Source organism: Burkholderia sp. HI4860 (assembly GCF_002223045.2).
Lineage (GTDB): Bacteria > Pseudomonadota > Gammaproteobacteria > Burkholderiales > Burkholderiaceae > Burkholderia.
The window spans coordinates 534,625-558,903 of the sequence record NZ_NKFO02000001.1 but is presented as its reverse complement, the minus strand read 5'-3'; the positions used below and the strand labels follow the sequence as shown (position 1 = coordinate 558,903).

At 67.3% G+C, this 24,279-nt stretch carries 21 protein-coding genes; 11 read left to right on the top strand and 10 right to left on the bottom strand.

Annotation, left to right across the window (positions count from 1 at the left end; genetic code table 11):
* Positions 1-62 precede the first annotated feature (62 nt).
* From CFB34_RS02570 to CFB34_RS02560, 3 genes are read left to right on the top strand one after another with little or no spacing between them, the layout of a single operon-like run.
* Positions 63-1,499: an alkaline phosphatase gene (locus CFB34_RS02570; protein WP_089443764.1), complete on the top strand. Its 1,437-nt coding sequence runs from the start codon at positions 63-65 to the stop codon at positions 1,497-1,499.
* Between the two features lie 32 nt (positions 1,500-1,531).
* Entirely contained in the window at positions 1,532-2,923 is a 1,392-nt protein-coding gene (locus CFB34_RS02565) for an alkaline phosphatase (RefSeq protein WP_089443508.1), read from the top strand.
* A gap of 33 nt (positions 2,924-2,956) precedes the next feature.
* Entirely contained in the window at positions 2,957-3,706 is a 750-nt protein-coding gene (locus CFB34_RS02560) for a hypothetical protein (protein WP_089443507.1), read from the top strand.
* Between the two features lie 121 nt (positions 3,707-3,827).
* On the opposite strand, the gene CFB34_RS02555 is transcribed toward CFB34_RS02560, so the two are convergent.
* From CFB34_RS02555 to CFB34_RS02535, 5 genes are all read right to left on the bottom strand, one after another.
* Positions 3,828-4,967, bottom strand: coding sequence for an acyltransferase (locus CFB34_RS02555; protein ID WP_089443506.1), 1,140 nt, complete (start codon positions 4,965-4,967; stop codon positions 3,828-3,830).
* Positions 4,964-5,773, bottom strand: coding sequence for an OXA-1043 family class D beta-lactamase (blaOXA, locus tag CFB34_RS02550; RefSeq protein WP_089443505.1), 810 nt, complete (start codon positions 5,771-5,773; stop codon positions 4,964-4,966). Before blaOXA ends, CFB34_RS02555 begins: the two co-directional genes overlap by 4 nt.
* Positions 5,774-5,932: 159 nt before the next feature.
* Positions 5,933-6,145: a hypothetical protein gene (locus tag CFB34_RS02545; RefSeq protein WP_089443504.1), complete on the bottom strand. Its 213-nt coding sequence runs from the start codon at positions 6,143-6,145 to the stop codon at positions 5,933-5,935.
* 225 nt (positions 6,146-6,370) lie between these two features.
* Positions 6,371-7,360 (bottom strand): RDD family protein, encoded by a 990-nt coding sequence (locus tag CFB34_RS02540; RefSeq protein WP_089443503.1) that lies wholly within the window; start codon positions 7,358-7,360, stop codon positions 6,371-6,373.
* Positions 7,361-7,864: 504 nt separating this feature from the next.
* Positions 7,865-9,016 carry a porin gene (locus tag CFB34_RS02535; RefSeq protein ID WP_039369827.1) on the bottom strand — a complete coding sequence of 384 codons (1,152 nt, stop codon included), beginning with the start codon at positions 9,014-9,016 and terminating at the stop codon, positions 7,865-7,867.
* 570 nt (positions 9,017-9,586) lie between these two features.
* Between CFB34_RS02535 and CFB34_RS02530 the strand changes: the two genes are divergently transcribed.
* From CFB34_RS02530 to CFB34_RS02495, 8 genes are all read left to right on the top strand, one after another.
* Positions 9,587-10,624, top strand: coding sequence for an ABC transporter substrate-binding protein (locus CFB34_RS02530; protein ID WP_069250603.1), 1,038 nt, complete (start codon positions 9,587-9,589; stop codon positions 10,622-10,624).
* A 70-nt stretch (positions 10,625-10,694) separates the two neighbouring features.
* The gene (locus CFB34_RS02525) at positions 10,695-11,660 is read left to right on the top strand and encodes a proline/glycine betaine ABC transporter permease (RefSeq protein WP_089443502.1); all 966 of its coding nucleotides are present in this window, start codon (positions 10,695-10,697) and stop codon (positions 11,658-11,660) included.
* Between the two features lie 14 nt (positions 11,661-11,674).
* On the top strand, positions 11,675-12,496 hold the full coding sequence (locus CFB34_RS02520; RefSeq protein WP_089443501.1) for a betaine/proline/choline family ABC transporter ATP-binding protein: 822 nt from the start codon (positions 11,675-11,677) through the stop codon (positions 12,494-12,496).
* A 76-nt stretch (positions 12,497-12,572) separates the two neighbouring features.
* The gene (locus tag CFB34_RS02515) at positions 12,573-12,797 is read left to right on the top strand and encodes a hypothetical protein (RefSeq protein ID WP_143329537.1); all 225 of its coding nucleotides are present in this window, start codon (positions 12,573-12,575) and stop codon (positions 12,795-12,797) included.
* A gap of 388 nt (positions 12,798-13,185) precedes the next feature.
* Complete coding sequence (locus CFB34_RS02510; protein ID WP_039369836.1) at positions 13,186-14,430, top strand: hypothetical protein; 1,245 nt, start codon at positions 13,186-13,188, stop codon at positions 14,428-14,430.
* Positions 14,431-14,661: 231 nt separating this feature from the next.
* A complete protein-coding gene (locus tag CFB34_RS02505) occupies positions 14,662-15,150 on the top strand; it encodes a hypothetical protein (RefSeq protein ID WP_089443500.1) in 489 nt (162 codons plus the stop codon).
* Between the two features lie 3 nt (positions 15,151-15,153).
* Complete coding sequence (locus CFB34_RS02500) at positions 15,154-15,846, top strand: C39 family peptidase (RefSeq protein WP_089443499.1); 693 nt, start codon at positions 15,154-15,156, stop codon at positions 15,844-15,846.
* An 8-nt stretch (positions 15,847-15,854) separates the two neighbouring features.
* A complete protein-coding gene (locus tag CFB34_RS02495) occupies positions 15,855-16,574 on the top strand; it encodes a hypothetical protein (RefSeq protein WP_179243687.1) in 720 nt (239 codons plus the stop codon).
* A 94-nt stretch (positions 16,575-16,668) separates the two neighbouring features.
* Here the strand turns inward: CFB34_RS02495 and CFB34_RS02490 are convergent, their stop codons facing one another.
* The 5 genes from CFB34_RS02490 to aldA all read right to left on the bottom strand — a co-directional run bounded on the left by CFB34_RS02490 (position 16,669) and on the right by aldA (position 24,098).
* On the bottom strand, positions 16,669-18,033 hold the full coding sequence (locus tag CFB34_RS02490) for an acetate kinase (protein WP_089443497.1): 1,365 nt from the start codon (positions 18,031-18,033) through the stop codon (positions 16,669-16,671).
* 278 nt (positions 18,034-18,311) lie between these two features.
* On the bottom strand, positions 18,312-19,979 hold the full coding sequence (locus tag CFB34_RS02485; protein ID WP_089443496.1) for a GMC family oxidoreductase N-terminal domain-containing protein: 1,668 nt from the start codon (positions 19,977-19,979) through the stop codon (positions 18,312-18,314).
* Positions 19,980-19,994: 15 nt separating this feature from the next.
* A complete protein-coding gene (locus tag CFB34_RS02480) occupies positions 19,995-21,212 on the bottom strand; it encodes a mandelate racemase/muconate lactonizing enzyme family protein (protein ID WP_089443495.1) in 1,218 nt (405 codons plus the stop codon).
* Positions 21,209-22,540 (bottom strand): MFS transporter, encoded by a 1,332-nt coding sequence (locus CFB34_RS02475; RefSeq protein WP_179243688.1) that lies wholly within the window; start codon positions 22,538-22,540, stop codon positions 21,209-21,211. The genes CFB34_RS02480 and CFB34_RS02475 overlap by 4 nt, the downstream gene beginning before the upstream one ends.
* Before the next feature lie 133 nt (positions 22,541-22,673).
* Positions 22,674-24,098 carry an aldehyde dehydrogenase gene (gene aldA / locus CFB34_RS02470; protein WP_089443493.1) on the bottom strand — a complete coding sequence of 475 codons (1,425 nt, stop codon included), beginning with the start codon at positions 24,096-24,098 and terminating at the stop codon, positions 22,674-22,676.
* Between the last annotated feature and the right edge of the window lie 181 nt (positions 24,099-24,279).

Sequence of the window (24,279 nt, the reverse complement as noted above, 5' to 3'; positions counted from 1 at the left end):
ACATCAGGTTCCTACCATCGCCTTTCATTTCGAAAGCATCAATGGCGGGGGGAACCGGCAACATGAATCGAATCAAACTGGCGGCGCTGCTGTGCGCGGGCGCCTTTGCACTGGCCGGATGCGGCAGCGACGACGGCCCGACCAGCAGCACGTCGCCCGCGCCCGTGCAGGCGGCCGCGCGCAACGTGATCTTCTTCCTCGGCGACGGCATGGGGATCACGACGTTGACGGCCGCACGCATCTACGCGGTCGGTGAAGACGGCGCGCTCACGATCGATACGCTGCCGGAAACCGCGTTCGTGAAGACCTATTCCAACGATGCGCAGGTGACGGACAGCGCGCCGTCGATGTCGGCGTACATGACCGGCGTCAAGACCAACAACGAAGTGATCTCGATGTCGCCCGACACGAAGGCGATCGAGCCGACCGCGAGCCTCACCGGCAACTGCGGCGCGAACAACGGCAAATCGGCGACGACGCTGCTCGAGATCGCGAAGGCGCAGGGGCTGGCCACCGGTGTCGTGACGACCACGCGCGTCACGCACGCCACGCCCGCCGCAACGTATGCGCACGTGTGCCATCGCGACGCCGAGAACGACATCGCCGCACAGCTCGTGCCGGGCGGCGCGGGCTACAACGGCGCGCTGGGCGACGGCGTCGACGTCGTGCTCGGCGGCGGCACGCAATTCTTCGTGCCGAAGGACGGCGGCGGCAAGCGCACCGACGGCCGCAACCTGGTCAACGAGCTGAAGGCGAAGGGCTATGCGGTCGCGCAGAACCGCGACGACCTGCTGGCCGCCGATGCGACGAAGGGCGGCAAGCTGGTCGGCCTGTTCTCGTCGAGCCACATGAGCTACGACCTCGATCGCGGTGCGACGAAGGAGCCGAGCCTCGCCGACATGGCGACGCGCGCGCTCGACGTGCTGCAGAAGAACCCGAACGGCTATTTCCTGATGGTCGAAGGCGGCCGGATCGACCACGCGCTGCACGACACCAATGCGAAGCGCGCGCTGCAGGACACGGTCGCGCTCGACAATGCGATCAAGGCCACGATCGACAAGGTGCGCAAGACGGATCCCGACCTGAAGAACACGCTGATCGTCGTGACGGCCGATCACGATCACACGCTGGTGCTGAACGGCTATGCGGCGCGCACGGGCAAGACCGAGGCGGGCAAGCCCGGCGTGCTCGGCGTGCTGCGCAGCTACCAGACCGGCGCGGTCGCGAAGGATGCGGACGGCGCGCCGTACACGATCATCGGCTTCGGCAACGGCGAGAACCGCGTGCAGGGCAGCCGCGCGGGCACGGCACTCACCGACGCGGTGACGGGCGCCGACGACTATCGCCAGGAGGCGGTCGTGCGCATGGACAAGGGCAACGAGACGCACGGCGGCACCGATGTGTTCCTCGGGGCGATCGGCCGCGGCGCGGATGCGTTCCACGGCGTGATCGAGAACAACAAGGTGTTCGAGCTGGTGCGCAACGCGGTGCAGCTGTGAGCGCCGACCATACGGGTACAGGGGAATACAGGATGTCGACCATCAAGTGCATCGCGGCGGCGCTGGCCGTCGTGGGTTTCGCGTGCGGCGCGGCGCAGGCCGCCGGCCAGGCGAAGAACGTGATTTTCTTTCTCGGCGACGGCATGGGGCCGACGACCGTGACGGCGAGCCGGATCTACAAGGTCGGCGAGTCGGGACAACTGACGATGGAGAAGCTGGCCCGTACCGCGCGCGTCAAGACCTTCTCGAACGACGCGCAGACGACCGACAGCGCACCGTCGATGGCCGCGTACATGACCGGCGTGAAGATGAACAACGAAGTGCTGTCGATGTCGTCCGACACGCGTGCGGTCGCGCCGGGCAACGACGCGAACGGCAACAAGACCGTCAACAACTGCGCGCCGGGCAACGGCCAGCCGGTCGCGACGCTGCTGGAGCTCGCGAAGGCGCGCGGCAAGGCGGTGGGCGCGATCACGACGACCGAGCTCACGCACGCGACGCCCGCCGCGACCTATTCGCACATCTGCCATCGCGATGCGCAGTACGACATCGCCGCGCAGGCGGCGCCGGGCGGCGCGGGCTACAACGCGGCGCTCGGCGACGGCGTCGACGTGCTGATGGGCGGCGGCCGCAACCACTGGACGCCGTTCGATCCGGTGGCGAACAAGCGCGGCCGCGCGGACGGTCGCAACCTGCTGGGCGAGATGAAGGCGAAGGGCTACACGGTCGTCGCGACCAAGGATCAGCTCGCGCAGGCCGGCAACGGCAAGCTGATCGGCCTGTTCAGCTCGACGAGCCACCTCGAGTACGAACTCGACCGCGTCGCGGGTAAGGGCGAAGGGCCGACGCAGCCGAGCCTCGCGGAGATGACGTCGAAGGCGATCGACGTACTGTCGAAGAATTCGAACGGCTACTTCCTGATGGTCGAAGGCGGCCGGATCGATCACGCGCTGCACGGTACCAACGCGAAGCGCGCGCTGGAAGACACGGCGGCGTTCGACGAAGCGATTCGCGTCGCGCTGTCGAAGGTCGACCTGTCGAACACGCTGATCGTCGTGACGGCCGACCACGACCACACGATGACGATCAACGGCTATTCGAAGCGCGGCAACCCGATTCTCGACATCAGCCGCAACTATCGCGACGGCCAGCCGAGCAAGGATGCCGACGGCAACACCTACACGACGCTCGTGTTCGGCAACGGCGCGAACCGGCCGAACGTGCGTGCGTCGGTCGATTCGGCCACCGCGACGAACGAAGCGTATCTGCAGGAAGTCGGCGTGCGGATGGGCAGCGCGGGATCGGAGACGCACGGCGGCGGCGACGTGATGCTGTTCGCCGACGGCGCGGACGCGAAGGCGTTCAAGGGCACGATCGACAACACGAAGGTGTTCGGCCTCGTGCGCTCGGCGTTCGGTTTCTGAATCCGTTGATGGCATGAGGAACGGGAACGCCCGATGAAACGTCAGCTACTCTGCGCGCTCGCTTGCGGGTGGGTCGCGCTGCCGGCCCTTGCAGCGGCCGATCTCGACGCGGTGCTGCTGCACGAGAGCCGCACGGTGTCGGCCGATGGCGTGACGCGCACGACGATGTATCGCGAACGGATGGTGCGGCGCGACGCTCACGTGTGGGTCGAACGCGTGCTGCCCGTCGCGGCGGCGGGTGGTCACGGTAATGATCACGATCACGACCATGATCACGACGCGGGGGCTCGCACCGGTGTGCAGCCGGCCGCCGCCCACGCGGGCCACGCCGGTCACAAGCATTTCAACTTCCAGGCGGCCGCGCGCCATGTGACGTACGACGGAAAGACGGCGCGCATCGAGTACGTGGATGCGGCGAACCGGACGGTCGTCAGCGTGCCGCCGGCCGAGTACGAAACCACGGGCTTCGACGGCTCGTGGGACAACGCGTATTACGTCACGCCGCCGTCGCAGTTGAAGCGGCTCGCGGTGGCGAAGCGCGGCGACACGCCCGGCACCCGCTGGTACGAGCAGGCGGTCGACACGCCGGGCGCGCGCGGTGTGAACCGGATCCTGTGGAGCGAGAAGCTGCAGGCGCCGCTGTCGGTCGAATTCCGGAGCGCCGACGGGCGCGTCGTGCGCAAGCTGACGCTGACACCGGCGCCGGCCGCGCGGCGCGAGACGTTGCCGTGGCAGACGCTCGCCGGCTACACGCGCAAGGAATACGCGGATTATCTCGACTGATCGACGAGGTCGACCGTCCGTACGCGGGGCTTGCGGTCAGGCCGGCCGGTATCGTCGAGCGATACGGCCGGGCCCTGGCCGATTTTTTTGCGCCTACGCGGCAGCCATTGCCGATGACACGCTAGAAGCGCGCACCGTCCGGCACGCGCGCTGAAGGCCGCGATGCGATCCGCTTGACGAAGCGGTCGAGCGGTGCCGCATAGCCGCGCGCGATCGCCGCGCTCAGCGCCGCCGACAACACCAGATACGCAATCAGCAACACCAGCTTTGCGTCGCCATGGGTGGCCGACGGCGGCCAGAACGTGCGCAGCGCGCCGAGCACGATCAGGTGGAACAGGTACAACTCGTAGCTGAGCTGGCCGGCACGGCCCAGCGGCGCGAGCAGGCGGCCCTGCACGCGCTCGTCATTGACGTGCGCGCCGATCAGCAGCACGGCCGTGCCGAGCGCCATCGCGGTGACGCCGGCGACATGGCTTTGCGCGATCGGCCACGCCAGATACAGCGCGGCCATCGCCGCCGCGACGAGCCACTGCACGAGCGGCCCGGCCAGCCGCTGCCCGTTCACGCGTTCGGCCAGCAGCGCCGTGCAGCAGCCGATCGCAATCCCGTCGAACGAGGCGAAGTACGCGTACAGGAACCCGCCTTCGTCGCCGGCGTGCGTGAAGCGGTACACGGGCCCGATCGCGGCGATGACCACCCAGAACGCGACCAGCCGCGCCTCGCGGCGCAACGCGATGCACAGCAGCGGAAACGACAGGTAGAACACCTCTTCGACCGACAGCGACCACAGCACGCCGAGCGCGTAGTTGACCCACCCGTACGCGCCGATCAGCACGTTCATCCAGAACGTCAGCGACGCGAGGTTCACCAGCCAGAACGACACGGCGATGCCCTCGGGCGCATGGTTCTGGAAGATCGGCACGCCGGCCGCCGCGAGGCCGTTGACGAGCGCGAGCAGCAGGAGCAGGCACGGGACGATGCGCGCGAGTCGCGACACGTAGAACGCACGCACGTCGAGCGCGCCGAGGCTGCCCCAGCGGCGGCGCGCATTCGACGTGATCAGGTAGCCGGAGATCACGAAGAACATCGTCACGCCGTAGTTGCCGTTGCGCGCGATCGCATGCACGGCATCCCAACCGAATACGCGTGCCAGCGACGTGTCGCGCAGCGAATAGGGGATGTTGAAGTGATGCAGCAGGACGAGCACGATCGACACGCCGCGCAGCAGGTCGATCCGCGCGTTGCGCGGGCCGGTGCTCATTGCGGCCTGCCCGGTTCGGCGAGGGCCGGCAATGTTGCGAGGAACGTATCGCGTGCGCGCAGGCCGGCGTTCGGCGTCTGCCGCTCATCGTCCTGGATCAGGTACGCGAACGCGACCTTGCGCGGCCCCTTGGCCGCCCAGCCGACGAACCAGCCGTACGCGTGCGACGCATCGTACTTGCGCCCCGGCGACCCGGTGCCCGTCTTGCCGTGCACGATCCAGCCGCCAGGCTGCGTGTCGATCAGCGTGATGCGCTCGGTCATGTCGTACGCGTGCGCGCTGACGGGCAGCGTCCGGTTCGCGATCTTGCGCATGAAGTCGACCTGCTCGAGCGGCGAGATGCGCAGCGACGCGTTGACCCACGCGCCCATTACGCCGTTCAGTTCCCCCGTCGGACGGGTCGCGTCCTCATTGCCGTAGCCGAATGCGGTCGTGTATTGCTGGAAGCGCGCCTGCCCGAGCGCCTGCGTGACCTGCTGCGAGTACCAGAACACCGACAGCTTCATCCAGCGCGCCGGGTCGGTCGGCGCGCGCCACGGTGCGCCGCCCCAGTCGGGGTAGCCGGCGTGGAAGTCGAGCGTCGGGGTGTGTTCGTCCTTCAGGACGCCCGCATCGAAGCCCATCAGGCTGATGGCGACCTTGAACGTCGACGCCGGCGTCACGCGGGTCGCGCAGTCGCCTTGCTGCACGAGCAGCTGGCCGGTGGCGGCGTCGGCGACGACGGTGCAGATCGGGCGGGCATCGGAAGTCGCGGCGGCCAGGAGGCCGGCGGCGAAGGTGAACAGCGCGCGGCGCCAGTGCTTCAAGTGACACTCCTTCGGGTGGGGGGCGCACAGTGTATCGACGGATGGCCGGCTGTCGACCTGTCATGGTTGACGGGACGGCAGGCGGTTCATGACACGGGATGACACGATCGAACCCGGATATCCGGGATGTCGTGCAGTTACGGGGCAATGCGCCGCCGATCAATATCCGGCAATGGCGTAATAGATCCCGAGGCACGCAACGGCGATGAGCGGGAGCGCGATGATGATGAAGGCAATACGCCGGATGCCGCGCAGGCGCGTCACGCCGACATACAGGCAGAGCGATCCGAAAAAAAGCGTCACCGGCCAATAGATGGCGCCGTAAAGAACCGGGACGACCCAGATCGGCAGGTCGATACCGATGTCACTCATTCAGGGTGCTCCGTTGTCTGTGTGGACGTGGGTTCCATCGTGTTCAACTGGCGTCACGATCCGACGTGGCGACTCCCGACGAGCGTTCCACATGGGCCTGCACTCGCCGGTATCACTGGCCCCGTGCGGCGCCGTCGGCATCGTTGCGTCCGCCGTGCGCCCATTCGCTTTCGTCCGGCGGGCGAGCATGGCGCAGCGGAGTGAGAGGCGGTCAGGCTCGCATCGTCACGTCGACCCGGTGCCGGCGGTCGCGGCCCAGTCTGCAGGCGAGCGACCCATGAAAAACTGGGTTCGCCACGTCGCAATGCCAAGATTGACCGCGCGGACGCTCACCACGTTGACGAGATCCTGTTTTCGCAGCCAGGCCGATGACGCAAGCGCTGCGTGCGCGACAGCGGTCGCCCCGGCCTTGTTCATCAGCGCCGGCGTGCTCGTGAGCACGGTAATGGTGGCGATCGCTTTCGGTGGCTGGCCTGCGGGGCCGACCACGCGCGTGTTGCCGATCCAGACACCGCTCTGGATCACGCCCGGAACGGTGGATGCCGCATGCTGGATCTGACGAATATCGGCCATGCGATCGTCATCGATCAGCCGCGTTGTCGCATAACGACTGCCGGCGAGCAGAAGCAGGCCAAGGACGGCCAGGATCGCCCAGTGCTTCCGGCCAACCGGCGCGACATCCTCGACGGGGGCCGCGACACGCACGACCCTGCTGGCGGTGAGCAGATCCTGTACGGACTGGCGGCTCGGCCGGTTGAAAACGAACAGGTACAGCAATGCCAGGCCCCAGAAGAATACGATCGCGCCGTTTGCGGTGGCGAGCCATTCCGTGCCCGGCTCGTGAAGCGCGGGCAGGTCGATGAAGCTGAGGCCGCCGAGGATCAGCGGAACGGCGATCAGCGCGTACCGTGCCCAGGCGCGGAGGTACCCGGGACCGGGTCCGTCAGGGGCGGTGCTGTCGGCAACACGGATCTGCATCACCCGCTTGCCGAGCGATTGGTGTCGACTTCCGCCCTCGAGCAAGCCGAAGTAAATCGAACCGATCAGGAATCCGGTCAACCTTCCCCATTCGCCAAGCGTCGAAAGGGCATCGAAGAACCCGATCGCGATCACGAGCCCGATCAGGCCGAGAACGATCGAATCGATCGAAAAGGCGGCGGTGCGTCGCCAGAAGCCGGCATCGCCGTGCGTTTTTTGATTTTCGTTGCCGTCCATTGCCGTAGCCCCCGATGCGTGGTGTGAGTTGAGCCGTTTGGGCTCTTTGCGGCGCGTAGCCGTCTGATTGCCGATGCCGATACCGCCCCGCTGGTGACAGGCAGATCATATCGACCGGCTTGACGTGGAATTGCAAACTATTGTGAGCAATGTGCAAGCGCGAACGTCTTCCATCCCGCAGGCGGCGTGGCTGCGATCGATCCGAACGCGGCGCGGGGTGCGCTGCCGCATGGGGAGCGCAAGCCCTGCGAACGTATCGGCCGGGCATCGGATCGAGACCGGCACCGACGGACATGAAAGGCTGGAGACGATTGTCGTGGATTTTCGTGAGGCCGTCGAACGCGTGGGTCCGGCTTGGCGACGGAGTCGATGTCGCGCACGCGCGCCGGATTCCGGCGACGAACCACGAAAAAACCCGCCGGCAGGCTGGCGCTTGCGGGCGGGCAAAGACACCTCGGGCAGACCCGCGCGGGTGTCGCGTGAAGAACGGAGAACCGGGTTACATCAGAACTTGTGGCGCAGCGCGACGCGCACGGCCACCTGGTTCGACGTCGACGACGGCGCGTCGGTACCGGGGATGAACGCGTTGTCGAGGATCGAGTTCGTCTTGTCGCCGGCGATGTGCTGGTACGCGGCCTGCACGTACACGTCGGTGCGCTTCGACAGGTTGTAGTCGGCCATCAGCCCGGCCGAATGGATCTTCGGCTTCGCGTTGCCGGTCGATGCGTCGTACTTCTCGAGCGACAGCACGTACTGCGCGCCCACCATGAACGCCGGCGTGACCTGGTACGAACCGTTCACCTCGAAGTTCTGGTACTTGATCGCGCTGACCGTCGCGCCCGGGGCGATGATCGCGCCGGGCGTGCCGAGGTAGCCGTTGCCGGTCGGGTTCTTGTAGTTCGAGTTCGTGTACGCGAAGCCGACCGTCGCCTGGCCGAACGTGTAGTTGATGCCCGCGCCGAACACGCGCATGCGCTCGGCGATGTAGCTCGCGTCGTTCGCGGTGATCGCGCCGGCCGAGCCGTCGCCCGGGCGGTTCGCCTGCAGGTAGGCGGCGCCGATCAGCAGGCCGTTGTTCTGGTACTGCGCGCCGAAGCTGTACGCGCGGTTGTCCGAGAAGTTCGTGCTGTTGCTGAAGCTGTATGCACCGCCGAACTGGAAGCCGCCGAAGTTCGGGCTCGCGTACTTCACCGTGTTGTCGAGGCGGAACGAGTTGTCGGTGTTGTCGTTGTCGAACGGGTGCGCGAGCAGGTAGCCGCCCCAGTTGCCGTTGGCCGTGGTCGGCGCGAGATAGTCGACGACGGAGTCGTACTGGCGGCCGAACGTCAGCGTGCCGTACTGCGTCTGGCTCAGGCCGACGTACGCCTGGCGGCCGAACATGCGGCCGCCCTGGTTGAGGCGGCCGGTGTTCACGTCGAAGCCGTTCTCGAGCTGGAAGATCGCCTTCATGCCGCCGCCGAGATCCTCGCTGCCCTTCAGGCCCCAGCGGCTGCCCTGCGCGTAGCCGCTCGCCATCTCGTAGACGTGGCCGGTGCCGACGTTGTTCGTGTAGTTCAGGCCTTCGTCGATCACGCCGTACAGCGTGACGCTGCTTTGCGCGAACACGGGGGTGGCGAAGGTTGCCGTTACGGCGAGCGCCGTCAGGGTCTTTTTCATTGAGATCTCCGGGATATCCAGCTTGTATCGGTTGTCGTGAGCGCGTCCGGCGAGGCGCGCCCCGTCATCCGGGGCGACCCGATGCAGCGCGCGCGGCGCCGGGTCGCGCAAGGCGCGGCGGCGCGGCAACCGGCGGCGTCGGGTCGTGTCTCCTCCGATGACACCGCGCATTCTTCCCAAGCCGACCAGGAATCGAAAGCGAGTAATTTCGATGGATGGGATCGGGTTCGCCAATGGGGTCGCGACAGGCCGTTTCGACAGTCGAAACGGGTGGTGCGGCGTCGCGGTTCAACGCCGCTCCGGCAACGGCCGAACGGGGGCGCGACATGGCCCGCGCGGCGCCGCGACCGGACTCGGGAAATCGGCTGAAAGGCCCGTCCGGCGGGCCTGGGAGGGGTGCCGGAAGATCGATTGGCGCTGCCGATTGCAATGATCGGAATTACTCGTTTCCCTAAACAAATTGGCGGCTCAAACATGCAGGCTGACCGGACGTGGATGCGTTCACGCTTCGCCGGTCGCCGCGCATGCCGCGACGCACAAACAACAGATTCGATTTGGAGACGACCCACCATGCAGATTCGACGACTGAAAACGGTCCTTCTCGCCGCCGCGGCGATCCTGTCCGCGCCTGCCGCCCACGCGGCCGGCGGCGCGTGCACCGACGGCAAGACGGTCCATTTCGCGGGCATCACGTGGGAAAGCGGGTCGTTCGCGACCGAAGTGCTGCGGCAGATCATGGAGAAGGGCTACGGCTGCAAGACGGACGTCGTGCCGGGCAGCACGGCCGCCACCGAAACGGCGCTCGCGCGCAACGACCTGCAGATCTGGGCCGAACAATGGACGGGCCGCAGCGAGATCACCGCGAAGGCCGTTTCGTCGGGCGCCGTGAAGCTGATCGGCGACACGCTGCCGGGCGGCACGACGGAAGGCTGGTTCGTACCCGACTACGTGGTGAAGGGCGATCCGGCGCGCAACATCAAGCCGGTCGCGCCGGGGCTCGTGTCGGTCGACGATCTGCCGAAGTACAAGCAGGTGTTCGCCGACGAGGAGGAACCGGACAAGGGCCGCTTCCTGAACTGCCCGACGGGCTGGGACTGCGAGCGCGTGAACACGCGCCTCTTGCGCGTGCTGAAGCTCGACCAGTCGTATACGAACTTCCACCCGGGCACGGGCGCGGCGCTCGACGCGGCGATCGCGTCCGCGTACCAGCGTGGCGCGCCGATCGTGTTCTATTACTGGGGCCCGGCCGCGCTGATGGCGAAATACAAGTTCACCGCGCTGAAGATGCCGGCCTATAACGAAGCCTGCTGGAAGACGTTGCGCGACGAGAGCAGCACGCACCAGTGCGCGTCGTCGTACATGGTGTCGCGGCTGACGGTCGGCGTGTCGAAGCCGTTCGCCGATGCGAACCCCGATCTCGTCGGCGTGTTCGGCAAGGTGCGCTTCCCGATGGACTTCCTGAACCAGACGATCCTCGAGATGACCACGAAGAAGATCGACGGCGCGGCGATGGCCACGCAGTTCCTGAAGACCCGCCAGGACATGTGGAAGCAGTGGGTGCCGGCCGACGTCGCGCAGAAGATCGCCGGCAGCCTGAAGGGCGCGTAACCTGCGCGCGGCGGCGGGCCCGCGCCCGCCGCCGCCGTCACGCGCCTTCGCGGCGCGACGGAGACTCAACATGAACGGCTTCTTTCTGCACCTGTCGATCGCCGACTGGGTGAACAGCGCGCTCGAGACGTTCGTCGCGCAATACGGCGACGGCTTCCATCACTTCAGCGTGCTGGTGCTGCGCTACCTGCTCGTGCCGCTCGAAGGCGCGCTGCGCGTGGCGCCGCCGTGGCTCGTGCTGCTGGTCGTCGGCGCGATTGCGTGGAACGCGACGCGCCGCATCGGCCTCGGCGTGCTCTTCATGCTGCTGCTTTACGCGATCGGCTGCTTCGGCCTGTGGGACAAGCTGATGCAGACGCTCGCGCTGATGCTTGTCGCGACGGTGCTGTCGGTCGCGATCGGCGTGCCGGTCGGCATCCTCGCGTCGCGCAGCGCGTGGCTGCGCCGGATGCTGCTGCCGGTGCTCGACGTGATGCAGACACTGCCGAGCTTCGTGTACCTGATCCCGGTGCTGATGCTGTTCGGGCTCGGCAAGGTGCCCGCGATCCTCGCGACGATCATCTATGCGCTGCCGCCGCTGATCCGCCTGACCGATCTCGGCATCCGCCAGGTCGATCCGGACGTGACGGAAGCCGCGCGCGCATTCGGCACGACGCGCTGGCAATTGCTCGTCAACGTGCAATTGCCGCTCGCCCGGCCGAGCATCATGGCCGGCATCAACCAGACGACGATGATGGCGCTGTCGATGGTCGTGATCGCGTCGATGATCGGCTCGCGCGGGCTCGGCGAGGACGTGCTCGCGGGCATCCAGACGCTCGACGTCGGCAAGGGCACGCAGGCCGGCCTCGCGATCGTGATTCTCGCGATCGTGATCGACCGGATCAGCCAGGGCTTCGGCCAGGAGCGCCGCGCGCGGCGGCGGCTCGCGCAGCAGCGCCGGCAGAAGGGCGCGTCGCGCGTGCCGTACCGGCTGCCGCGCAAGGCGCAGTCGGCGGGCGTCGATTCGAATCAGGCGACGCAGTCGTCGCGGGCATAGGAACGGAGACAGACATGGCGACCATCGACGTCAAACACGTGTACAAGCTGTTCGGGCCGCAGGCCGCGCATGCGCGCGTGCTCGACCTGCTGCGCTCGGGCAAGCGCAAGGCCGAGGTGCTGGCCGAAACGGGCTGCAACGTCGGGCTCAACGACGTGAGCCTCGGCATCGAGTCGGGCGAGATCTTCGTGATCATGGGGCTGTCGGGTTCCGGGAAATCGACGCTGGTGCGGCACTTCAACCGGCTGATCGAGCCGACGGCCGGCGAGATCGTGATCGACGGCAACGACGTGATCAAGCTCGACGCGCACGGGCTGCGCGAGCTGCGCCGTTTCAAGGTCAGCATGGTGTTCCAGAACTTCGGGCTGCTGCCGCACCAGACCGTGCTCGACAACGCCGCGTATGCGCTGCGCACGCGCGGCGAGAAGCGGCACGATGCGGCCGAGGCCGCGCGCAACTGGCTGACGAAGGTCGGGCTCGACGGCTATGGCGATCATTACCCGGACGAGCTGTCGGGCGGGATGCGGCAGCGCGTCGGGCTGGCGCGCGCGCTGGCGGCCGATACCGACGTGCTGCTGATGGACGAGGCGTTTTCCGCGCTCGATCCGCTGATTCGTACCGAGATGCAGGATCAGTTGCTCGAGCTGCAGGCGACGCTCGCGAAGACGATCGTGTTCATCACGCACGATCTGGACGAAGCGCTGCGCATCGGCGACCGGATCGCGATTCTGCGTGACGGCACGCTCGTGCAGGTCGGGACGCCGGACGATATCCTGTCGCGGCCGGCGGATGATTATGTCAGGCGGTTCGTGGAGAAGCGCTCGAGCGTGAACTGAGCCGGTGCGAAGACGACGCAATGAAGCGCAGGGCGCCACGCATGCGTTTCGAGCGGCCGCCGGCGGGCAACCGTACATGGGTGAACTGCCGGCGGCCCATGGGTTCCATGCGGTGCCCCGCATTGGGACGTACGTCGCCATTCCTTCGCGTCCGCCGGCCGAAATCCTCGTACCTGTCGATCACCCGCTCCGCGCGTGCCGGCGCTCGCCGCTGACGGGCGCCGAAGAAAAGGCGACCTATCACATTCGAAACATTTTTGAATGGCGCTTTATCCGGGTTTTTAACGCCTTGCCGGAATGAATTCGCGCGCGTCCCTGCCGGTGCGCGGGTTTGCGATCGAGAGCGAATATCCGGCGCGGCAGGCGTACCCGAATCCGGCTCGACGGCAATCTCAAAAATGAAACATGGCGCATTTGCCGTGCCCGCGCTGCGCTGATCGGCAAGCCCTTGAATGCAAAAGAGAAAGGCCTCTGCGCATCGCGAACGCCGCGGTATCGTGCCGATCGGCACGTTTCAGCGTTGAAACATGAATGGCGTACCGGCGTCGCCCGGGGCAGGCCATGTCGCGTGAAAAATCCCACGGTCTCTTTGTATGCGGGCCGCCTGGAGGCGTGGCATCGCCGATGCGTGTTGTCGTCCGGATTGGCGCGGTCGGCCAAGCCGTTCCTCGTTACTTCAGGAGGATTTCATGCGTAAGACTTTATTGGCGTCCGCTGCGCTTCTCGCCCTGGGATGCAGCGGCTACGCGATGGCGAATCCATGCAGCAGCAATGCCAGTTCGACGTGCAGCCAGAAAGCGGATGACGGATCGAACACGCTCAGCAATTCGGTCAGCTCAAGCCAGACCAGCACCACCGGGTCCAATGCAAATGAAGTCTCGCCTGGCGCGAGCGTCTATCAGGATTCCTACAACAGCACCAAGATCGTCGCGATCAGCAAACTCGACGGGTACGTGAGCAATGTCCAGGTCTGGGGCATCGGCAACAACGCGACCAATTCGGGCAGCGCGGCCGGCGGAAGCGGTGGCAAGGGCGGCAACGGCTACGGCTACGGCGGCGCGGGCGGTAACGGCGGCAGCGGCGGCGCGGGCGGCGGCGGCGGGAAAGGCGGCAGCGCGCATAACGGCAGCGCCACGGCCGGCAACGCCAGCAACGGCAGCGCGACAGCCGGCACCGGCAACGGCGGTAGCGGCGGAACCGGCGGTTCACCTGACGCCAGCGGCGGGGCTGGCGGCAAGGCCACGGCGAGCGGCGGCTATGGCTCCGGCAAGGGCGGCGGCGCCATCGCGGCTTCGGTCGGCGTAGGCGGCTCCGGCAGCGGCACCGGCACCGGCTGGGGTGGCGGCGGCGGTACGGCCGATGCAGGTTCCGCGTGGGCCAAGAATCATGGCAGCGGAAGCGCGTCGGCATCGGCCGGCAGCGGTACCGGCACGGGCACGGGCACCGGCAGCGGTTCGGGTAGCGGCACGGGTGGCGCAGGGTCGGCGGGTGCGTCGACGGCTTCGGGCGGATCGGGCTCGGGTACCGGCGGCAGCGGTGCGGCCGCGGGCGGCACCGGCGGCGCGGCGACGGCCGCGGCGGGCAACGGCGGAGCCGGCGGCGCGGGCACGGGCGGCGGCGCGACGAACGGTGGCGCGACGACGACGGCCAGCAACGGCAGCGCTACCGCGGGTAGCGGCGCGGTGGGCGCGATGGGCGGCGCGGGCGGCGCAGGCGGCACGGGCAACGGCGGCGTCGGTAACGGCGCGGTCGGCGGCGCGGGTGGCGCAGGCGGAGCCAATACGGTCAATGCGGGGACATTCAACATGTCCAACGCAATGGCGAGCGTTGGCCAGACCGCGGCGGGCATCATGGTCGCCAACCAGAACAGCGGCATGGCGTCGCTCGTTCAGCAGGCCGTGACCGTGCAGGCGAACCTGTCGGTAGGACGTTAGAACGGCCGGTTGGTCCCGGCGAGCCGGATGCGTCGACGCGGGCGCAGGCGAACCCGCGGCTCGCATTCCATCGCCAAGGGACTGGCGCGCCGGCAAGGGCGGGATGGCCGAATAGCCGTCTCGCTCTCGTCGGCGCAGGCCGGGCCGATTTACGTCGATCGACGATCACGCGGATTCCGCTCCCCGTGCGGCCGGTTCGTGCCGGCTCGCGCAGGGACCAAGGAGACAGCCATGCGAATCCGAACGGCACTTTCGCAGGTGATATTGCCCGCAGCGCTGCTGCCGGGCCTGACGGCCCATGCCATGGCTGACGAGGCGCGAACCGTTGCGGTGGAGTCGGCCGCCGGCGTCGCGCCGGGCGCTGCCCCTTCCCCACCCGCCGCACGCACGGATCAGGCCGATCCGGCCGCGGCCGTCTCCCCCCTGGCGACGGCGACACCCTCCGCGACGGGCGCCGCGGCCGCGCCAGCGGCCGGCTTCGGCGTCGCGATGACGCCCGACCAGCTCGACGAGCATCGGGGCGGCGATGCGCTGATCGGCCAGAACTATCTGACCGGCACGGTGGCCGACAACGTCGCGAACCGGGTGTCGACCGGCTCGAATTCGATCACCGACGGCTCGTTCGCCAATGCGAGCGGTCTGCCGACGGTCATCCAGAATACCGGCGCGAACGTGCTGATCCAGAACGCGACGGTGCTCAACGTGCGCTTCGGGAATTGAGCGATGAGACAGCTTGCCGCCGCGAGCATCGTGGCGCTCGCGTACGCGCTATCCGGCCCGGTTGCATCGGCGGACGAGATGACGATCGTCGATCCGGCGGGCGCCGGTTATGCGATGCACGTCACGAGTCTCAAGGAAGCGCGGTTCAAGCGCACCGTCAAGCAGCAGTTCGATTTCAGCTGCGGGTCGGCCGCCGTCGCGACGCTGCTGACTTATCAGTATGACTATCCGATGACCGAGCAGACCGCCTTCGCCCAGATGTGGGAGAACGGCAATCAGGAGAAGATCCGCCAGCAGGGCTTCTCGCTGCTCGACATCCGGCGTTTTCTCGACGCGCACGGCTTCGTCGCGGACGGCTTCGAGTTGCCGTTGCAGACGCTTGCGAAGACGCACACGCCGGCGATCGTGTTGATCACCGAGCACGGCTATCACCATTTCGTGGTCGTGAAGGGGCTGCGTGACGGGCGTGTGCTCGTCGGCGATCCGGCCACCGGCACGCGGCCGATGTCGCTGGCGAGTTTCGAGCAGAAGTGGGAAGACCATGTGATTTTCGTGATCCACAACCGGCCCGAGCAGGCGGTGTTCAACGATCCGCGTGACTGGCGCGTCGCGCCCAGCGCGCCGCTCTATACCGGCATCGCCCGCGACGGCCTGTACAACGTCGTGATGCCGAAGCACGGCCCGAGCGACTATTGAGGATCGTCATGAGATCCGAGACCAGGAGGATCGCCGGCATCGCCGCGATGGTGTGCGGCGGGGCGATGTCCGTGAGTGCGGCGGCGCTGCAGGACGGCGCGCCGACCGCGATTGTCGAGCCTGTCGCGCAGGCGAGCAGCGTCGTGCCGGCAGCCGCCACGAACGCGGGCGTCGATACGGCGCCTGCAGAGTCGGGGGCCGAGGGCACGCCGATCCTGCGTGCCGGGCCGCTCGCGATGGCGGCGTGCGCGGCCGCCGGGCCGCCGGCCTCCGAGCCGGAGTCGGGCGGCGCGCCACGACGAAACTGGGCGGCAACCGGCGCGATCGCGCTCAGCGACACGCGCCTCGATGCGATGCGCGGCGGCTTCGACATGCCGAGCGGCCTGAAGATTTCGTTCGGCGTGTCGCGTGTCGCGTTCGTGGACGGCACGCTGGTCACGACGACCAGCTTCAACATCCCGGACATCAGTCATATCACCGCGCAACAGGCGCAGGCGCTGGCGGCCGCGAACGCGGGCGCGTTGATCCAGGTGGGCGCCGGCAACGCCGCCCAGCCCGCCGCGCTGCCGGCGCTGACCGGCGCGGTGATCCAGAACACGTTGAACAACCAGCAGATCCAGGCGCTGACGACGATCAACACGACCGTCAACACACTGGCGACGTTCAAGAACCTGAACGTGATGTCGACGCTGAACCATGCGCTGCTCGGCGCGTTGCCGGGACGATGAGGATCGGTGAGCGGTCGATGACCGGCGGATGAGCGGGTAATGGCACGCGGGTGCCGGCGTGCGTCGTGCAGCCTGCTGGGGCGCATGTCGGCGATCAGAATGCAATCGGCACGCGCAGCGTCATGACCACGTCCGGCGTGTCGCGCGTGAGGCCGGCGCCGATCGAAAGATTCAGCGTGGTCTTCGGCGACAGCCGGTACGAGTAGCCGAGGAGCAGTGAACCGAGGATCACGCGCACCGAGCTTGGAATCGTCTGGCCGTTCTGTTTCGTGGGCAGCACGATGCTCTGGTCGTAGCCGAGGCTCACCGACGCTTTCTCGTTCAGCGCGAGGCCCATGCCGATGTTGAAACCCCAGATGTCGCCGGGTTGCAATTTTCCGATGAAGTCCTTCTGCCCGTCGCGAATCGTGAGGCTCAGATTGTCGCGGCTGAAGCTGTGCAGATAGCTCAGGTTGCCGAAGAACACCACCGGGTCGGACGGAAAGAGCCAGGTGAGGCCCGGCTGGATCGCGTAGAAGCCCGAGCCCGTCGGCTGCTCGAGCGGCAGGCCGGTGCCGGTGGCATTGCCGACGCAGCGCGTGACGCAGTCGGTGACGACGTCGAACGGGCTCTTGCCGGTGGCGGTCTTGAAGCGCAGCCAGCCGATGTAATAGAACTTGTCTGGGCCGCCGGTATTGAACTGGTAGCGCAGCGTCATTTCGACGTCGCCGAGGCCCTTGCCGTGGCTGTTGAACGCGTTGTCCTGGGCGGAACCGGTGAAGATCTCGCGACTGATCGTGTCGTTCGTCGAGTACACGTAGGGGACGCGGACTTCGACTTCCATCCGGTTGGTGATCCCGTAGCGCACCGCGACCGCGCCGGTCAGCGTGGTCGTCTTGACTTCGCGCACGTCGACCAGGCCGATCAGCAGCGCGGGGATGATCGTGTAGCCGACGAGTGCGACGCGGTTCGACGACGAATAGTTGAACTGGAACGACGGCTCGACGACGAACTTGTGCTTCGGCGTCAGCACGCCGGGCTGATCGAAGATCGGCGCGACGGGCGGCGGCGCGGTTTCCGCCACCGGCGCCTGGCCGATCGGCTGGCTCGGCGGCGCGGCGGATCCGGCCGCGGATGGCACGTTGTCTGCCGTGCCGGGTGCGCCGCCCGGGGCGCCGGTATCGGCCGGCGCCGCCGCGTCGCCGGAGCCGCCGGCCTCACCGGGGCCCGCACCGCGCCGGGCCGCGAGTTCCCGGTCGTCCAGCGCCCGGCTCAGGCGCGACAGATGGGCTTCTTCGTCGTTCAGTTTGCGCTTGAGCGCGTTCAGTTCCTGCAGATGACGATCGACTTCGTGGCGCAGTGCGGAAATGTTCTCCTCGGTCGACTGGGCGTCCAGCGACTGCGCCTGCGCCTGGGCCTGAAAGAGCAGCACGCTTGCATACGTGATGGCACGGATGCAGCGAAATGGCATGCGTTTCACGGCGCGTCTCCCCCATCGGGCCTGCGGTTCCCCCTTGGGGCACACCGCCGGCAGGCCGGCGCGTGCGTTGCCCTGGATCGCTTCGCTTCGCGTCGCGCTACGCGTTTGCCGAACGCGCGTCACATCGCACGCGAGCCACCCGTTTCTCGGGGACTTTCGTCAAAACCGAATGCACGTTTCGAGCCTGTGCACACGGGCCGCACGGCCTGTTCGTGGCAGTGTTTTCCCGTGGGCCGGCGGGCATTGTCCCGAGCGGACGAGGCGGAGGGGGCGGCGCGTCAGTGCGGGACGGTTTCGCGGGTGTGCGCCGGCGCGCCGGCGGTTGCTGTGCGCAGCGCGTCCGCCAGGATCAGATCCGCACCTTTCTCCGCGACCATCATCGTCGGCGCGTTGATGTTGCCCGACGTGATGTTCGGGAACACCGACGCATCGACGATCCGCAGCGCCTGCAGCCCGTGCACGCGCAGCGATGCATCGACCACCGACGTCGCCGCGTCGGGCCCCATCGCGCACGAGCCGCACAGGTGATAGATCGAACCCGACTGCTCGCGGAAGTACTGCAGCATCGCTGCGTCGGAATCGACCTGCGGCCCCGGCGAGATTTCCTCGACGGTCATCGACTTCAGCGCCGGAGCACGCATCAGCGCACGGATCACCTTGCTGCCCTGCACGGCCTCGTCGAGATCCTTCTGCGTGGTCAGCGCGTTGATGTGGATCTTCGCGGCATCTTCCGCGCGGTTCGATGCGATCTCGATCGTGCCGCGGCTCGTCGGCCGGCACGGGTTGAACGCGATCAGGAAACCCGAATAAGGCTCGGGCTTGATGCTCGCGCGGTCGCTCTTCGGGATCCGGTACGACAACGGGTTGAAGTAGAGCTGGAGGTTCGGCTCCGGCGCATCGTCCGTGCCGCGAAAGAAGCCGCCCGCCTGGTTCACGCTCATCGCGAGCGGGCCGCGTTTCGTCAGCAGGTAGCGCAAGCCGATCTTCATCTTGCCGATGAGCGTGCCCATCTCGTCGTTCAGCGTCGGCCGGTTCGCCTTGAAGTAGAAGCTCACGCACAGGTGGTCCTGCAGGTTGCGGCCGACGGCCGGCAGCGCATGCACGAGCGGCACGCGCCGGCGTGCGAGCAGCGACGGATCGCCGACGCCCGACAGTTGCAGCAGCTTCGGCGTATCGACCGCGCCGGCCGCGAGGATTACCTCGCGCGCGGCGACGAGCGTTTCGTCGCCGTGTTCGCCCGCGACGACCACGCCGGTCGCGCGCGTGCCGTCGAACGTCACGCGCCGCACGAGCACGCCCGAGCGCAGCGTGAGGTTCGCGCGGCCCAGCGCGGGGCGCAGGTACGCGAAGCTGCTGGAGCAGCGTTCGCCGTTTTTCGTGTTCAGGTCGTAGATGCCCGCGCCTTCGAACCGCGCGCCGTTGAAATCGTCGGTGCGCGGCAGGTTCAGTTGCCCGCAGCCCTTCAGGAATTCGTGGACGATCGGGTGCACGTCGGCCTTCATCGACGTGATGTGGATCGGCCCGGTCGAGCCATGATGCTGCGGATCGGTCGCGCCGGCCGCATGCGTTTCGAGCTTGCGGAAGTACGGCAGCACGTCGTCGTACGCCCAGCCCGGATTGCCGGCGTTCGCCCAGTCGTCGTAGTCGCTGCGCTGGCCGCGCACGTAGACCATCGCGTTGATCGAACCCGAGCCGCCGACCACCTTGCCGCGCGGGCAGTACAGCTTGCGGTCGGCGAGCTGTGCCTCGGGCTCGCTGTAGTACATCCAGTTGTAGCGGCGGTTGTAGTAGGTCTTCGTGAAGCCGACCGGCACCTTGAACCAGAACGACGCGTCGCGTTCGCCCGCTTCGAGCAGCAGCACCGAGTGCCGGCCCGATTCGCTCAGGCGGTTCGCGAGGATGCAGCCGGCCGAGCCCGCGCCGACGATGATGTAGTCGTAGCTCATGTCTGTCCTTTGCGCTCAGCCCTTCGCGGGGGCGAGATCCTTCACGTCGACGGGGTGTTCGCCCATCTGCAGGTGCAGCCGTTCGCCGGTGTACGGCGTGTGGCGGCGCACGACGTCCATGTCGAGCTCGATGCCGAGGCCCGGTTCGTTCGACGGGATGATGTAGCCGTCTTCCCAGCGGATCGGCGTCTTCACGACCTCCGCGTGGAAACCGCCCCACGTCATGATGCTTTCCTGGATCAGGAAGTTCGGCGTGCAGGTCGCGAGCTGGATGCTCGCGGCCGCGCCCACCGGGCCGTTGTACAGGTGCGGCGCGATCTGCGCGTAGTGCACTTCGGCGAGCGTCGCGATCTTCTTCGCTTCGAGCAGGCCGCCCACGCGCGCGACGTTCAGTTGCAGGATCGATGCGCCGCCCGCCTGCAGCAGCTTGTGGAATTCGTACTTGGTCGTCAGGCGCTCGCCGGTCGCGATCGGAATCGACGTGTGCTTCGCGACTTGCGCGATCGCTTCTTCCTGGCCGGGGGGGACCGGCTCCTCGAACCACAGCGGGTCGTATTTCTCGAGCCGCTTCGCGAGCCGGATCGCCGACGACGGCACCATCTGCCCGTGCGTGCCGAACAGCAGATCGGCCTTGCTGCCGACGGCCTCGCGTACCTTGCGGCAGAACAGCTCGCAGCGGTCGAGTACCTCGAGCGACAGCTGGTGGCCCGAGTAAGCGGTGTACGGGCCGGCCGGATCGAACTTGACGGCCGTGAAGCCGAGCTTCACGTTCTCGGCCGCGCATTCGGCGGCGAGGTCGGGATCGTCGTAGTCGTATTCGCCCTTCGCGTTCTTCGGGTACAGGTACGTGTACGAGCGCAGCCGCTCGTGGATTTTCCCGCCGAGCAGTTCATACACCGGCTTGCCGGCGGCCTTGCCGATGATGTCCCAGCACGCCATCTCGAGGCCGCTGACGACGCCCATCATCGTGAGATCGGGCCGCTGCGTGAAGCCGCTCGAATACGCTTGGCGGAACAGCCGCTCGACGTGATGCGGATCGCGGTTGAGCAGATGGCGTTCGAACACGTCGTCGATGATCGGCGCCATCGCCTTCGGGCCGAACGTCGCCGAATAGATCTCGCCGACGCCTTCGATGCCGTCGTCGGTCTTCAGCTTCACGAAGATCCAGTACATCCCGCCGACATGCGGCGGCGGCACGGCGACGATATGGGTTTCGAGCGAAACGATCTTCATGCGGACTCCTGGATGCGGTTGAGGCGGTACTTGAGGAAGGCGGCGGCGCCTGCGCCGCAGAGCGCGATGGCCGCGATATAGCCGAAATAGAGCTGGTAGCCGTGCGCGCCCGGGTAGGTCTGCGTCACGTAGCCGTTGATCAGCGGCACGAACACGTCGGGCGAATAGCCGAGCACCGAGATCAGGCCGATCGCGAGGCCCGCGCAATGCGTCGGCACCTTGCAGTCGTCGAGCAGCGACCAGTACAGGCCGCGGATCGCGTAGGTGAGGATGCCGATGAACAGCACGAGCACGACAAGCATCGCCTGCGGGCTGTGTGCCGGTGCCGCGATCAGCCCGACGAGCGACAGCGCGGCGAGCACCAGCGCCCAGAACAGCACGGACACCTTCGATACGCGGTCGCCGAGGAAGCCGCCGCCAATGCCGCCGACGGGGCGCATCCACAGCTTGAGCGTCGTGATGAAGCCGGCCGCCGTCGCGCTGAGCCCGAAGTTGCCTTCGTGCAGGTACGCGGAGAAGCTGTAGGTCGCCCAGAACACCTGGTAGCCGCAGAACACGATCGCCGCGACGAGCCACAGTTCGGGGATTGCCGCGAGCGTCTTCAGGTCGGTCAGCACGTTGCCCCGGGTGCGCTTCGCGGCCGCGGCACGGTCGCCCGTGTTCGACGGATCCTTCACCAGCGCGAGCAACACGCCGAGCGCGATGCAGAAGAACGCGTACAGGTGGACGACGAGCTTGAAGCCGGCTGCATCGGTGCCGCCGCGCGCCTGCGTCACATAGGCGAACAACGTGATGGCAATCGTCGCGAGCAGTGCCTCGACGAGGCCGCGGCCGCCGTCGAGCAGGCCGAAGAAGCGGCCCTGTTCGTCGGGGCCCGCGATCATGTTCACGCGCTTGATCACGGCGGCCCAGAACGTGAGGCCGGTGGTCAGCCCCCAGCCGCCGAAGATCAGCACCAGCATGTCGAACGACGGCCCGGTCGCGTAGACGAGCCCGAGCGCGCCGGTGGCGAGCAGCGAGAAGCAGATCAGCCAGCGCGGCGACAGGCGGTCGGCCAGCCAGCCGCTCGGCAAATAGCTGATCAGGAAGATCGTGCCGAGCGACGAATACAGGTAGCCGAGCTGCACGTCGTCGATACGGAAGAACTGCAGCATCGTCGGCTGGTACACCTGCCGCAGATACAGCATCGGGTAGATCGCGCCCGCGGCGATCACGAGCAGCAGCAGTTGCAGGTAGCGTTGCGCGCGGGAATGCTGCGACGCGTGGGCGTCGCGCGCTTTGTCCTGCAACGCGAGCGACGCGGCGGGTGTCGACGGTTGGGTCGGCATGATGTCTTCCTCCATCAGGCGTCGTTAAGGCGGACGCCTGCAGATTTTTTATGTTCTGGTTGGGTCAGGGGCGGCGCGCGCGGCGTGGTGTTCGATTGCGCGTGCCGGAAACGGTGCGTTTGGCGTGACGGCGTCAGTACTTCATGACGACGAGGCGCGTCTGCGTGAATTCGAGCATCCCGTGCTTGCCGTCGTCGCCGCCGAGGCCCGAGCGCTTCCAGCCGGCGTGGAAACCCTGGTACGGATCGGCCGGCGTGCGGTTCACGTACAGCTCGCCGGCTTCGATCGCGTTCGCGACGGTCATCGCGGTGCGGTAGCGCTCGGTGTAGAGCACCGACGACAGGCCGAACTGGTGATCGTTCGCGAACCCGATTGCTTCATCGATCGTCGTGTAGCGCAGCACGGGCATGATCGGGCCGAAGGTTTCCTCCTGCACGATCTCCATGTCCTGCCGGCAGTTCGTCAGCAGCGTGGCCGGGTAGAAGAAGCCGGGGCCGGCCGGAATCGCCCCGCCGGTTTCGAGCGTCGCGCCGGCCGCGATCGCGCGTTCGACCATCCCGTGGATATGCGCGCGCGCCGATGCGCTGACGAGCGGGCCCATCCGCGACGCGTCTTCCGCACGGTCGCCGATGCGCACGGCCGCCATCTTCTCCTTCAGCAGCGCGACGAAGCGGTCGTGCACGCTGTCGTGCACGTACACGCGTTCGATCGCCGTGCAGAGCTGGCCGCAATGGGTCGTCTTCGATGCGACGAGTGCGGCGGCCGCGCGTTCGAGGTCGGCGTCGGGCTCGATGATCGCGGGCGTCTTGCCGCCGAGTTCGAGCGACGGCTTCGCGATGTTCGCCTTGCAGTAGTCGAGCACCTTGCGGCCGGCGTTCACGCTGCCGGTCAGCGTGATCATGCCGACGGCCGGATGCGTGCACAGCGCTTCGGCCGTCGCGTGATCCATCGTCAGGATGTTGACGACGCCCGGCGGGAAGCCGGCATCGTCGGCGGCTTTCGCGATCTCGAACGCGGACACCGGCGTGTGGTTGCTCGGCCGCACGACCACGGTGTTGCCGGCGATCAGCGCGGGCGCGACCTTGCGCAGCAGCGTGTAGACCGGGTAGTTGAACGGGATCAGGCACGCGACGACGCCGATCGGCTCGCGCTGCAGGAACAGGTTTTCGTCGGGCGTGTCGCTCGGGATGATCTCGCCCTCGATCCGGCGCGCCCATTCGGCGTGGTAGCGCGTGATCTGGCCTGCGTAGACGGCTTCGTTCGACGCGTCCTCGACGCTCTTGCCGGATTCCTGCGCGAGCGCCGCGCCGATCTCGGGTGCGCGCGCGGTCAGCGCGTCGGCGAAGCGGTGCAGGTAGGTGGCGCGCTCGGCGCTCGGCAGCGTGCGCCACGCCTTCTGCGCGGCGGCCGCGGCGTCGACGGCGGCGAGCGCCGCGGCCGGCGTGGCGGCCGGCACGCGCGCGAACGGCGCTTCGGTGGCGGGATTGTGGACGACGATGAACGTGTCGCTTTCCGGGGCGACGAAACGGCCGTTCACGTAATTGCGTTCGGTGCGCATGAAGTGACTCCTCCGATGAATGCAGGCGGATCGCTTCGAGTGGCGACACGCGCGGCACGGGATAGCGGCCATTCTGTTCATGCGTTTAGCGCACGACAAACGACTTATTTTCGCGTCGAACATGAGAAAAACGCACGTTACTCGGCGAATCGGCTGGAGTCGCCCGTCCGGCAAGGCTGCC